11 protein-coding genes and 1 pseudogene are annotated in these 13,443 nt (G+C 50.1%); 10 read left to right on the plus strand and 2 right to left on the minus strand.

The annotated features are described in order from the left end of the window. The 5 genes from RG807_RS16865 to RG807_RS16885 all read left to right on the plus strand — a co-directional run. On the plus strand, positions 1-453 hold a 453-nt coding region (locus tag RG807_RS16865), incomplete at its 5' end, for a hypothetical protein (RefSeq protein ID WP_309045926.1). Positions 454-826: 373 nt separating this feature from the next. Further along, positions 827-2,584, plus strand: a complete 1,758-nt coding sequence (locus tag RG807_RS16870; protein ID WP_309045927.1) for an ATP-dependent nuclease — start codon at positions 827-829, stop codon at positions 2,582-2,584. A 91-nt stretch (positions 2,585-2,675) separates the two neighbouring features. Further along, the gene (locus tag RG807_RS16875; protein WP_309045928.1) at positions 2,676-3,617 is read left to right on the plus strand and encodes a hypothetical protein; all 942 of its coding nucleotides are present in this window, start codon (positions 2,676-2,678) and stop codon (positions 3,615-3,617) included. Between the two features lie 210 nt (positions 3,618-3,827). Next, a complete protein-coding gene (locus tag RG807_RS16880; RefSeq protein ID WP_309045929.1) occupies positions 3,828-4,382 on the plus strand; it encodes a hypothetical protein in 555 nt (184 codons plus the stop codon). 245 nt (positions 4,383-4,627) lie between these two features. Beyond that, a complete protein-coding gene (locus tag RG807_RS16885) occupies positions 4,628-5,056 on the plus strand; it encodes a hypothetical protein (RefSeq protein WP_309045930.1) in 429 nt (142 codons plus the stop codon). Positions 5,057-5,227: 171 nt separating this feature from the next. Here RG807_RS16885 and RG807_RS16890 read toward each other — a convergent pair whose 3' ends face one another. Then, a complete protein-coding gene (locus RG807_RS16890) occupies positions 5,228-5,977 on the minus strand; it encodes a CLCA_X family protein (RefSeq protein WP_309045931.1) in 750 nt (249 codons plus the stop codon). Beyond that, positions 5,974-6,306: pseudogene (gene umuD, locus RG807_RS16895) on the minus strand (translesion error-prone DNA polymerase V autoproteolytic subunit); the annotation flags it as partial. The pseudogene umuD and the gene RG807_RS16890, both read right to left, overlap by 4 nt. Before the next feature lie 1,231 nt (positions 6,307-7,537). On the opposite strand from umuD, the gene RG807_RS16900 reads away from it, so the two are divergent. From RG807_RS16900 to RG807_RS16920, 5 genes are all read left to right on the plus strand, one after another. Continuing rightward, positions 7,538-8,797 carry a D-amino acid dehydrogenase gene (locus RG807_RS16900; RefSeq protein WP_309045932.1) on the plus strand — a complete coding sequence of 420 codons (1,260 nt, stop codon included), beginning with the start codon at positions 7,538-7,540 and terminating at the stop codon, positions 8,795-8,797. A 29-nt stretch (positions 8,798-8,826) separates the two neighbouring features. Continuing rightward, entirely contained in the window at positions 8,827-9,912 is a 1,086-nt protein-coding gene (alr, locus tag RG807_RS16905; protein WP_309045933.1) for an alanine racemase, read from the plus strand. A 231-nt stretch (positions 9,913-10,143) separates the two neighbouring features. Further along, positions 10,144-11,076, plus strand: a complete 933-nt coding sequence (locus RG807_RS16910) for a LysR family transcriptional regulator (RefSeq protein ID WP_435404687.1) — start codon at positions 10,144-10,146, stop codon at positions 11,074-11,076. 502 nt (positions 11,077-11,578) lie between these two features. Next, on the plus strand, positions 11,579-13,078 hold the full coding sequence (locus RG807_RS16915; protein ID WP_309045934.1) for a CoA-acylating methylmalonate-semialdehyde dehydrogenase: 1,500 nt from the start codon (positions 11,579-11,581) through the stop codon (positions 13,076-13,078). 38 nt (positions 13,079-13,116) lie between these two features. Further along, the gene (locus tag RG807_RS16920) at positions 13,117-13,407 is read left to right on the plus strand and encodes a DUF1330 domain-containing protein (protein WP_309045935.1); all 291 of its coding nucleotides are present in this window, start codon (positions 13,117-13,119) and stop codon (positions 13,405-13,407) included. Positions 13,408-13,443 lie beyond the last annotated feature (36 nt).

Below are 13,443 nucleotides of genomic sequence, written 5' to 3' on the forward strand. Positions count from 1 at the left end.
GAATCTCTCCAAATCGCCAATGACTCAAAAAATGCTGATACCAAGATTTCACGCTTAGATTTGGCCAAAGAAAGGTTGGATGAGCTAAAGGACCTGGTCAAAGAAAACCCTTGGATCAAAATCGATCAGCTTTCGGAAGTTGAACAGAACATCAGAACGTTGGAATGGGAGTTCAAACAAGCCAATTATCGGGAAGCGGCAGATCGCAATATGCGTGGCCAAGCCCTGGAAAAAGAGGGAAAAATCGACGAAGCCTTTCTGGAATATGAAAAACTTCTGGAACAAGGAGTAGATACCCCCTTTACATACCGTAGGCTCGCTATTCTGTATTCAAAGCGGAAAGACCGGGAAAATGAGCTACGTGTTCTGAGGGCGGCACTGAAAAATGTACCGGTTGAAAACTCAAAACACTATCAATGGTTCGCGGAGCGTCTTGCCAAGAAGTCAGAATGAATCCAGTGCAGTCGGATTATGCTTAATATTGCGGTTGATCGTCCCATCTGGATGTCCGCTTTGCGACCTTCCAGGTAGGAAAGGTCTTCCTAAACAAAAGTGAACATTCGAGTCGGAGGTTTCCTCCAGAGCCTCCAAACTAATCAAAGCCATTTCATCGGGCATGATTGGCGGAGCAAGTTGCAGACGCTGAATGGTTAAATGGCAAAGAGGGTCATGCTCGGCTAAGCTATTGTTATATCGATTCATGTACAGCGCGATTGATGGTTCAAAGTCAGCAATCATGACTTAGGCAAATTTCTGCAATGATGAAGCGCACTGGGTAATTTCTGTAAAGTATTACGAGCAAGGTGAACCCCACCATGGAGGGCGCATGTCGGCTCTACTCGAAATGGTAGAAATCCGGAACTACAAGTCATGCAAGGAAACAAAGATTCAGTTGGAGCAGTTTACGCCTCTGATTGGATACAACAACTCAGGCAAGTCCAATATCATTTCGGCAATCCAGTGGTTATTACGAAAATCGGTTTTGGATGAAGGATCTTTCAACGACACGGAACGACCCTTAGAGGTTATCGGCCGAGTTGTTGGCGTCTCTGAGGAAGCGCTAAGTGTCTTAACCGCCGAGCAGCAACAGAGAATTCGGCCATACATTGATAATGAGGTTCTAACGATAAAGCGCGTTCAGCCGTCCCCCGGAGGCAAGGCGGCAGATATTAAGCTGCATGTGTTAAATCCCGCCAATTCCCAATGGGCGGCAAATCCAACTGGCATCGATAACGCAATTTCGTCACTACTACCAGAGCCCATCCGAATTGGTGCAATGGAAGATGCCGCCGAAGACTCTGCGAAGTCAAAAACCACGACGACAATTGGAAAGCTACTCGCTGAATTTATTGAGCCCGTCCGGCAGGCCCATGAGGCAGAGATAAACCAGCACTTAGGCCAGGTCGAGCAACAGCTCTCAGCAGACGGGACCTCAAGGCTTGCAGAGTTCAATGCAATTGATGATTCCATAAATCAAAAGATAAACGATCTGTTCCCTGGCGTTGGCGTAAAGCTGCATTTTCCTACCCCTAGCTTGGACGATCTGATCAAGGCCGGAACCGTAAAGGTTTATGAAGACACGGGGGTTGCGCGTGGCTTCTCGTCGTATGGGCATGGTGCGCAAAGAGCCATTCAAATGACGCTAGTGAGACACTTGGCTGAAGTAAAGCGTGGCGCTGGGCAGGCGGATGGGAGCACACTGCTTCTGATAGATGAGCCTGAGCTATATCTTCATCCTTTTGCAATTGAACACATTCGGGAAGCACTGAAAACTCTCTCTAAGAATGGATACCAGATCATCGTATCAACGCACTCTGCGCAAATGGTGAAGGCTCAAGATGCTCAAGATGCACTACTTATCCGGAAATCACCTGCTGACGGAACGTTTGCGCGCCAGCGCTTACGTGACGCTATTCAGATAGTGGTTCCAGATTCAGCGCATGCGATGGAACAGTTATTCACGCTTGCGCATGCAAGCCAAATGCTTTTTTCAGATAAGGTTTTGCTAAGCGAGGGAAAAACAGAACTGCGCCTGCTTCCAGTGATATTTGAACACCTCAATAACAGAACGCTTGGGCAGAATAAGATCGCTCTGATTGCACAGAGTGGTGTAAACGACACCAAGAAATCAATGCAAATACTTCAAGAAATGGATCTCCCATCGAAGGCAATAGTTGATCTTGACTATGCGTTCAAAGGTGGCCATGTCCATGGATTTGTTCCACAAGGAAATGCAGATGTTGCTGCCGTTAAGCAAATTCTCGCACGTCTTGCCGCAGCGAATCGAATAACCCTTGACCAAACTGGCCTTCCAATGAAGGGGGTTGTGAAAGCGGCAGAGGCTTACGCCATTCTTGCACGGGAGTTGGATGCTGCCCCGCACATCGACGCGCTTCACAATCTCCTCCTTGGACAGGGGATCTGGCTCTGGAAAAAGGGATCTATCGAAGATCATCTAGGCTTGCCGTCGAAAGATGAGCGAGCTTGGGCACACTTTCAGACTGAACTTGATCGTGTTGGAATACAGGCGCTGAGTCCTGAGCCGCAAAGTGTGCGCGACATGGTCGCGTGGGTGGCGGCGTGATATCTAACCAGCGCATGTTGCCGAACTTTCTTTCGGCTGCTCTCCAAACCAGCTGAAAATACAGGCTTTACCGATTTGAGGGGGTTGTTTTTTGTACAGAAAGGAAGTCGAAAAACTCAGAGATCAAATATCGCTGGACCTCAGATCTAGTGCGCGGTCATATTACGAGATTGGTATAGATGCTTTTCACAAATCTAGGATGAAGAGCTGGGTTGATTTTCAACCTGCGATTGGGAATTTATGTGTAAGTGTTGAGCTATTATTAAAGTCGGTGACCGCCCAAAAGGCGCTTTACATGCTTTATACCGGCCTGCCTGACGAAGCCAAGCTGCTATTGTGCTACCCGGAAAGCTTGAGCAAAGACCATAATTCAGTCTCTTACATTAGTGATCTTAAATATTTTTCTTACAAAACCATTGAGTTGGAAAAAGCTGCTTCCCTTTTTTTTCATTTTTATCCAGAGATTAAACAGGAGTATAAAGGTTTCTTTTTCTCGCTGTCCTCAATAAGAAACGTAAGTGTGCATGCGTCCGTTCCTGACTTTCAAAGGTACGAATTGGAGAGCATTGCCTACCACTCAACGAGATTGTTTCAGAAGATTTCTGAATTAAGTGTCTTCAAGTACTTTTCTTTTACCCCTGATAATAAAACCGAGAATTTTCTACTATATTACGAGGGCGAAAAAGTAAAGAAAGTTAAAGATGCTCTAGATAGCGCTCGGAAATTAGTGAAGAGCGGAAAGCTTGGCGAATCGTTTTCTTATAGTGATGATTGGACGCTGATGATTCAGGAGTGTCCTATATGCGGTGAAAATGGCGTGTACAGTGGCGAGACTGAAGAAAGCTCGGATGGCACTTGTGTTTCTCTTTCTTTTCTATGTGAATCATTCGAGTGTGATGCGTGCGGCTTGAGGTTAGAAGATTTTGAGGAGCTAGAGCTTGCTGGTATGGAGACCAGTATTGACAGAGATAACGATGTCGAGCAGTGGTGTCGTGAAAACGGATATGATGACGACCGATGGGCTTTCAGTTAACAAGCAATTGTAGCGCAGAATAGGGCGTTGAGGCTGTAGGGAAAGGTTGAAGGCCGCTCTCAACCTGAAACCGGTCAATAAATGATCTACAAATAGGGCCTACTCTTGAAATCTGGGGCACTCTCGCCATCGAAATCACGCCCAGATTTTACGTAGGAGCGTCATCGGAAATAGAGGCGAGGGTTCTTCTACAGCCTCGTTAGGTGCAAAATGCCCTGGTCACTCGATTATCAACTCCCCAAAGAGCCTGTCTTGCTAGACCAACTATTTTTGGCCGCTGGAAAGGCTCTTTATTTAGCCAGTGCATTCGAGGCCAAGTGTCAGTTCTTGCTTCGTATTCTGAAAGTTGTTCGACATTATGAGGGTGCTGGCGACGCATCAGCTACTGCTGAGTTGGCTAAAATTCTAAAGGAAAAAATGCTCGGTCCGACAATCAGAGAGCTGAATATCATAACCGAGTTCACTGAAAAGGATTTGGCAATATTTCAACGTGGGAAAGACGCGAGGAATTACATCGCTCACGAAAGCGCTCGACTCGGACCACTATCCTCAACGTCAGAAAAGTCTATCAATGAAAAGCTAACTCGGCTTCGAGTAGAGCTTGAGGCCTTAGTCACTGCTGATAATCTCATCTCTGTTTGGTTGTACGAGATTGATGAAAAAGAGCCTGCACCAAGTGGAATTCAAAGTGCTTATCACGAGTGGGTATTCCAATGGGTCTTTGAGGGAAGCTATGACATCAAAGCGGACACGGTGCTAATGTAATCATCCCTGTTTTAGTTGCACCGCTGATTAGAAATTTTCAGCGGTCAGGGTACGGCAGAATGGGGATTTGCTAAGCGTTTTACCAGTGTGTGGCACTGGGTTTTGGATAACACCCGTTAGCCGCAGCGATCGCGACCCTTACCATCGGATGCGCCAGGTTCACGCTCCTCTTAGGAGAGGCTTTTTACATCTGCTTGTGCTTCGTTCATGCTAATTATGACTCCCACTACGGATGGATGTTTGAGATGGCTGCTCTCAGAGCTATTTGTTTTTTCATTTTTGTCTCGCCCGCGTTGGCCTCTGAAGGCTTCTCACTTTTATGTGCCTATGACAAGGCGACAGGGTTTTCTATGGATAGTGCCGAAAGATGGCGCGTAACACGCTTTGAAGCTGAAAAAAAATTTGTAGTGAGGTTAATTGAGGACGATGACTCAATTTATCTCATGGTAGACCGCCCCTATGGGGTATTTGAGCTTGGTGATAACTCGGGCGGATTGAGTTGCACAAAACCAAGTGAAAAAAATCGCATGTACTGCGATGGGCTCACAAGAGAGGATATGCGCATCGACCTCAATACGATGAGGTTTTTGTGGGTCTACTCTAGTGGCTACACCGAAGGTGATGAGAACTTCTCAACTCCATTCATGGCTATAGGTCGTTGCTCGAAAATATAAATTTCGGGTTCTACCCCGTTACTGAGGACATTCCTAAAAAGAGGCTGGACATACCCCACCGAGCGTGACACTGCTCAGCCTCAAACGGAGGCCTTTGGAAAGGCTTTGGTCGCCCGTCCTGAATGTCCGCTTTGCGACCGCAGGGAACACCTTTCAACTCTCGTGCTGTATTCATCCTGCTTTTGCCTGTTCCCGATACAAGGCCGCACCTAGCGAAGCAAAATAGTCTTGGAACGCTTCGTTGATACGCCGGCGATGCTCGCCCTTTGGATAAAGGCCTGCATTAGCTTCGTCAGAGTAAACGGTACCGCGCACCAGGAACGAGTTGTTGGGAGTGCTGTCTTCGATAAAAGCCTCAAAAGCCCGAGCGCAAAGCTCTTCTGGTTTTGCGTAGTACAGCACCTTTAGTCGCTTGTCAGCTTCCTTGGATGCCTGAAACAGGGGGCTGGGGGCTGCACCGTCTTCAGTCAGCAAGATGGTTTTAAAACAGGCACTGAGCAGGTTGTTTAGAGGGTGCTCTTTCTGCTTGGCACTACCGAGCCAGCCGCTGGAGGCAAAGCCAAACTTTCCTAAACTCCGGAAGGCTCTGTTCCCCATGTAATGATCAAACGCATGAAACCACTCATGCGCCAAGCTGCCAGCGCCGGCTTTCTTTGCGAGTGCCAGTTGCCGGGTCGCGGGAATATAGTGAGCAGATACCCCAGGCCGACCACCAATGCCGTACTGCATGCTTAGAGATCCACGAAGGGATATGAGGTTCTCTGGCCCCTGCAGAATTGTCATCAGATCACAGAGAGCCCGATAAAACCGATCAGCCGCCCGATCCCGCTCTGCTGACGTCACCCAGCGGCCGACTTCTATGCTTCGGAAATCGAACCGGCGTCGTACTGTAACAAAGGAGATGGGATGAGACATCGTCATGAGTTTCCTCCACGCTTGAGCGATCGAACCACATTGGTGACAACACCAAACACCTCCATCACCATATCGCCCGCAATGGTAATGGGTGGGTAAGCCGAATTTCTTGGAAGTAACAGAACCGGAGGCGGGGTGAGGTGAAGTTGTTTCACGGTCATTTCAGACTCCAAGCTGGCGATGATAATGTCGCCGTGCGCGGCTCGCAGTGAGCGATCAACCACCAGTACATCGCCTGGGTAGATGCCAGCGTCAACCATGGACTCACCTTGTACCCGCACGAAAAAAGTGGCGGCCGGATGCTGAATACACAACTCGTTCAGATCCAGAGTTTTCTCAACGTAATCCTAGGCAGGGGATGGAAAACCCGCCGATACACGCTCCAAAAAGAACGGAATACCAAGCTGAGAGAGCGACTTATGGTCGCCAAGAAGTGTGACGGGCATATTACACCTTGATACTGTTTATATGTACAGTATTCTGGTGTGGTTTCTCCGTTGGGTCAATTCCGGCAACCAAAAATCCCGTAAATTTGTGGGCAGAGGTGGCACCGCAAAGCAGTGTCCCTTGCGACTGCAGCATGGCCTATGTGCTCTTGATACGCATAAACAAAATACACGGTAGGCCAACAGCGATCAGTACACTGATGAATGAAATTGCCACTGACTGGAAGGTTGGCTGCAAAATCTCTATGGCAAAATAACACACCAGTAGCGCGCTCAGATGCAGGGTGGTGAACAGCAAAAAGTCACGAGGGCTGGGCTGAGTTTGTTCAGGCCAAATGGTAGAGAGATGAATCCCGCTCATCACTAACGTAGAGCCAAAGAGAAGCACAAACGTTAACCCCGATCGCCCGCTCAAACTTGCGATGACCTCCGGGCTGATCAGGTTCAGCGGTGAGTAGGCAGCAATTAGTGCTCCGATGCTTACCAGGAACAAAAAGCAACTTCATATGTTGTGCGCACAGAGTGCTGAAGTGAAGGGTGAGGTGATCTAGTGGGTTTTTAAGTGGAATAAACATGGGATTTCGCAGAGTGGGGGGCGAGAACACGGGGCTGACAATGGCCATTTTCCGGCCCCAGGGACGACATTTCGCGCCTTGCGTGTGTTTGCGACGGGTTATCTACTGTGCTGCGCGTCTTTGCAAAGACAGTTGAATATCTCGACTTTCTATCTGGTCGCTACCGACTGGTTATCAAAGGCTTCCCGCACGCAACTGCAGCAAGGCAGCACTTCGGTTGATTGGTCGAAGCTGGCACGCCAGGTACGGGACTCGTTCAAAGTTGAACTGGGCTCAGTGGACTGCAAAGCTAAACTACGGTTTTTGAGTGATAAAGGCGAAGCGCTTCAGATACTCAGCGTTTCAGGAAAGCGCCGACCCGGCAGAGGTGTTGGTATTTCGAGATAGTTAATGAATTGCTGAACTATCGGTTAGCAAATTGCTATTTAACTCGACATGGCAGGAGTGCAACCTGTTTGGATAAGGCTTCACTCGTACTATTAGTGGGGTCGCTAGGGGGGGCTTTGAAGCAGGCCCCAGTTGCCCAGATGTGGAGTTAAAACAAAATGAAAATTATTGTTCTGGGAGGTGGTGTTGCTGGGGTTTCCACGGCGTGGCACTTAGCTAATTCCGGGCATGAGGTGACCGTTGTAGAACGATGCGCCACAGTGGCCGAAGAGACCAGTTTCGGGAACGCTGGCATGCTCTCATACGGGTATACCAACCCATGGGCAGCACCGGGCATTCCATTTAAAGCTCTGAAGTGGATGATGCAGGACATGGCGCCGATCCTCGTCAGTTCCAGTTCATTTAATGCTAGAACCGCTAACTGGATGTTCCAGATGCTGGGGCAATGCGGCGAACAGGCATATCGCATCAACAAGCGAAGAATGTTGCGAATTTCGGATTATAGCCGTAGTTGCCTCGACAAAGTGACCCAGCAAGTGCCGTTGGACTTTGATCATCGGACTAAAGGTACGATCGAGTTGTTCCGGGATCAGGAAAAGATGGATTCCATTGGAGCTGATCTGGCCTCTCTTCAGGAGTGTGGTGTGGAGCACGAGGTCATTAATCATGCCGAGTGTATTCAGCACGAGCCGGCTCTGGCAAACGTTTCGGAAAAGTTCGTCGGCGGTTTGCGGTTCCCCCAAGACGGTACCGGTGATTGTCAAAAATTTACTACTGGGCTTGCTCTGCACTGTCGTGATGCGGGTGTGCAATTTATGTTGAACACGGAGGTGCATAAACTCGAAGTCACCTCCGGAAAAGTTACCGCTGCACATACTAGTGGGGGTGAGCTTACTGCCGACGCTTTCGTGGTGTGCATGGGAAGTTACTCGCCCATGCTGCTTAACCCCTTGGGGTTCAAGCTGCCAATCTATCCAATTAAGGGTTATTCATTAACCCTCCCGCTCCTAGATCCAGCCAAAGCGCCAGAATCTACGGTCATGGATGAGGCCTTTAAAGTGGCGGTCACCCGTTTTGATGATCGAATTCGAGTAGGGGGGACTGCCGAAATAGCTGACTTTGATCTGAGCCTAAAAGAAAAGCGGCGAAAGCCAGCTGAGTTTGTGGTCGGCGATTTGTTTCCAGGTGCCGGCGACCTTGATAATGCCACCTTCTGGTGCGGGCTCAGGCCAATGACACCTGACAGTGTTCCAGTGATCGGTTCGACGCCAATCGTCAACCTCTATACCAACACCGGACACGGAACGCTCGGTTGGACAATGTCTCAGGGGTCTGCTTGCTTGATTGCTGATGTGATCAATAACAAGGCGCCGGAGATCGATAACGAAGGTCTTTCCATTGACCGCTATCTACACTAAGCCGTTTCATCGATCAGGAGGCAAAAAGCATGGCCAGACCTGCTGTAGCTGAAATAAACCTAGCTAATATTCGAGCCAATTTTCAGCTGGCTGCTTCTATGGCCCCAAATGGGAAAACCCTTGCCGTAGTTAAAGCCAATGCGTATGGCCATGGAGCACTGGAGGTTGCCGAATGCCTTGCCCGGGACGCCGAGGTGTTTGCTGTAGCATCAATAGAAGAGGCAATGACCTTGCGTGCTTCTGGGTTGCGACACCCCATTTTGCTTTTGGAGGGCTTTTTTGAGGATAGTGAGCTCGAAATTATCTCACGTGAAGGTTTCTGGACAGCTGTACACAGGCAAGAGCAGGTGGATGCATTGAGGCAGCTCTCGCTGTCTAACCCGGTGACTGTCTGGCTGAAAGTGGATACCGGAATGCACCGGCTCGGGTTCAGTCCTGAACACGCAGCTGGGGTCTATTTGGAGTTAAAGCGCTTACCACAGGTCTCGAACGTGGTGGTGATGACGCACTTGGCGAATGCTGACGATTGCTCAACGCAGGGCGTGTTGGTTGAGGCTCAAGTATCCCGACTGCCTGCATCCTTTTTGGAGTCGGGGGTTGAGCTGAGCTTAGCGAACTCTGCAGGAATACTTGCTCATGAAGTGGTGAGGGCACACTGGCAGCGGCCCGGAATCATGCTGTACGGAGCGTCTCCATTGGCTAAGGCCAACCCTTTTAGTGAGCAATTACGGCCGGTCATGACCCTCAAAAGTAAGGTGATTGCTGTCAGGTGGGTGGGCCAACGAGCAGGAGTGGGTTATGGCGGGCGCTTTGTGGCCGAGCGCCCGACGAGAATCGGGACCGTCGCCATGGGGTATGCCGATGGCTATCCTCGACAGGCGGCTGAGGGCACCCCGGTGCTCATCGATGGCCAGCGCAGCAAGTTAGTGGGGCGTGTTTCGATGGACATGTTGACGGTCGATCTGACTGACCTTCCAGAGGCTGGTGTGGGTAGTGACGTCGAATTTTGGGGTGAGTCGCTATCGGCGAATGAGGTGGCGGCCTATTGCGACACCATCGCCTACCACCTGTTTACCGGCGTCACCCAGAGGGTGCCGAGAAAGTATTTTAATTGAATTAGTGGCGTTTCCGCCGACCTTTACCTTCTACCTAAGTCTGGTGCCCGAATGTCAACACGGGCATCGGGCAATGCTATAATCGCTTCCCCCGCCGTGCATGGCGGATTCAGTATTTTGCCGGCCACGTCGGCTTGAGGGGTAGCAGATTTTGGAAGCGAGAAAGCAAGCTATTGCCGAGTTCGGCTTGCAGCAATGCTGGTTGAGCGCCTTGCATCGGGTGCCTTGGTGGTGATTGAGCGCCAAGGACCGTCATTGGGCCAAGTTAGCGACTTCGATCTCCGTATGATCCGCGTTTTTAAGGCTGTGGTGGAGTGCGGCGGCTTTACTGCAGCCGAGGATGTTCTTGGTATAAGTCGCTCAGCCATCAGCTTACATATGAACGATCTTGAAAAGCGCCTAGGGCTTCTGCTTTGCCAGCGTGGTCGAGGCGGGTTTTCCCTCACCGAAGAGGGGCGCCAAGTTTACGAAGCTGGGTTAACGATGCTGGCGTCGCTTGAGACGTTTCGTACCGAAGTTAATGGTTTGCACGATAGCCTGCGTGGTGAGCTTAATATTGGTATCAGTGACAATCTGGTCAGCATGCCACGGGAGTGCATCACTCACAGTCTTGCCGACCTGAAGGCACGGGGCCCAAATGTCAGAATTAATCTCTCAATGGAAGTGTCTGATAGTGTCGTCCGGGGGGTTTCAGACGGCCGCTTTCATGTAGGGGTCGTTCCTGAAGTCAATCTTTTGAAGAGCTTGGCCAGCGAAGAGCTCTACGATGAGCGTTCCTTATTGTACTGCGCCGACACCCACCCACTCTATGCAACGCCAGATAGTTCTATTACAAAGCACATCCTGGCGGGTTATGATGCGGTTATCCCTAGTTACCCTTTACCTGATGCCGGGCGAAGTGCCCACTCTTTGTTGCAAGGCGCGGCTTCAGCTACAGATAGATCCGGAGCGGCCTTCCTGATTCTCACCGGTTGCTACATAGGCTACCTGCCTGACCACTTGGCAGCTCCCTGGATTGCTGCCGGCCGCTTGCGAGCGATATGTCCCGAGCGTTTTAAGTACCTTACGCCTTTAGTAACCATTACCCGTTGTGACCGACGCCCGCACCGTGTGCTGGAGGCATTTCTGGCGTTGCTGGCAACGCGGATTCCGGTTCGCGACTGAGCAAGTTAATCCCTGAATTCTCTCTGATCTCTGCAAGCTAAAGCTGCGGTAAGCCTGATGGTTATAGGCTTTTGCAGCTTGCGTCAGTTTTTCTGGACGCTCACGTCAGAAAGCAAGTCTTTAAGGTGTTGGCGCCAACGGGATACTCTCGAATTGTCATGGCGAGCAGCACTAACTTAAAACCAATAAAACGCTGCAATGCTTTCGCAACTAATAAATTCTTACAATAAAAGTATTCAGTTCAGGTGCAATTTTATGACTATCCCAGAACTCCATTAGATTTAGTTGAATGCGGCCGTGGGCTTTACCGGTTGAAAAATATAAATCTATAACTTTCCGAAGAATTCAACGCTATAGCCATTAATTAAATTTTTATGGTTTAAGGCTTTCTATTGTCCAAAAAACATTTTCATTTTTTGTTTTTCAAGAACCTTGGTTTTAGACAGAAAATCCAAGAATGGTAGGTTTCAATAACACATAAACAATAACAGGAGATGATGTTATGAGTATTCGTGAAATCCCCATGTACATTAATGGCCAACCCGTTGTTTCTCGAAGCGAGGACTGGCGTGATGTGGTGAACCCTGCCACTCAGGAAGTGGTAGCTCGGGTGCCATTCTGTACTTCTGAAGAAGTCGAGCACGCCATTGCCAATGCAAAAGAAGCCTTTACTACCTGGCGCAAGACACCGTTGGGTAGGCGCATGCGCATCATGCTCAAGTTTCAGGCGTTGATTCGCGAGCACACCGACGAGCTGGCTGCGCTGATCAGCGAAGAGCATGGTAAAACCCTGCCTGACGCAGTGGGTGAGGTGGGCCGAGGCTTGGAAGTGGTGGAGCATGCTTGTTCAATTACTTCGTTGCAGTTGGGCGAACGTGCCGATAACGCGGCCAACGAAGTGGATGTCTACACACTGAACCAACCTTTGGGGGTCGGTGCCGGGATCACAGCGTTCAACTTCCCAATTATGCTGCCCTGCTTCATGTTCCCGATGGCCATCGTCACTGGCAACACCTTTGTTTATAAGCCCTCCGAGCAGGACCCTAGCTCGTCCATGCGCCTAGTCGAGCTTGCCCACGAGGCTGGTGTGCCACCAGGAGTACTCAACGTTGTCCATGGCGGGCCAGAAGTCGCCAACCAGATCGCCGATCACGCTGACATCCAGGCGTTGTCGTTCATTGGCTCCACGCGGGTAGGCCAGCTGCTATACGACCGTGCTGCCGCCGCAGGAAAGCGGATGCAGGCCATGCTGGGCGCCAAGAACCATTGCGTCGTCATGCCTGACGCCAACCGCAGCCAGGCAATTAACAACTTGTTGGGATCGGCCTACGGTGCGGCTGGCCAGCGGTGCATGGCCAACTCGGTAGTAGTGCTGGTAGGTGAAGCCCGGGAATGGATCGAGGATATTGTCGAAGGTACCCGCAAAATGAAGGTAGGTCCGGGCACTCAGCTTGATGCCGATCTTGGTCCACTGGTGTCACCCGCTGCCAAAGAGCGCGTTGAGCGCTTGATCGCAACCGGTGAGCAAGAGGGTGCCACGCTCGAAGTTGATGGCCGCGATTGCCAGGTGGAAGGCTATCCGAATGGCAACTTTGTGGGACCGAGCTTGTTCACCAATGTTACCGCCGACATGACAGTGTACCGCGAAGAGATCTTTGGTCCGGTACTTTGCGTGGTGAATGTTGAAACGCTTGATGAAGCGATTGCGTTCATTAATGCCAACCCTAACGGTAACGGCACTTCAATCTTCACTAACTCCGGTTGGGTCGCACGTCGTTTCGAGGCCGACATTGATGTGGGTCAGGTGGGTATCAACGTTCCGATTCCTGTACCCGTGGCTTACTTCAGCTTCACCGGTTCGCGGGCTTCCAAGTTGGGTGATTTGGGGCCAAACGGTAAGCAGGCTATTGGCTTTTGGACGCAGACAAAGACTGTGACGGCACGTTGGTTTGAGCCTGAGAACGTGTCTAGCGGGATCAACAGCACTATTTCACTTGAGTGATCAGCGCTACTCACCTTAAACCGACAGGGGATAGAAGAATGTCGAAGGCGTATTGGATTGCGTCAGTAAAAATTACTGACCCTGAAAGATACCAGCAGTATGCAGAATTGGGCCCCAAAGCATTTCAGAAGTATGGGGCAAGAATATTGGCCAGAGCCGGGGAAACCAAGTTTATGGAGGGGGAGGCTCGGCCAAGAAACGTGGTTGTGGAATTTGATAGCTTGGAATTGGCTGAAGCCTGTTACAACTCTGAGGAGTACCAGGCAGCCAAGAATTTGCGAGAGGGCGCAGGCGAGGCAACGATATTGATCGTCGAAGGCGTTCAGTAAGCAATATAAAACTCATAGATAAAAAGCGGAGTTAAA

The organism is Marinobacter sediminicola (assembly GCF_031157525.1).
In the GTDB taxonomy this organism is placed as follows: domain Bacteria; phylum Pseudomonadota; class Gammaproteobacteria; order Pseudomonadales; family Oleiphilaceae; genus Marinobacter; species Marinobacter sediminicola.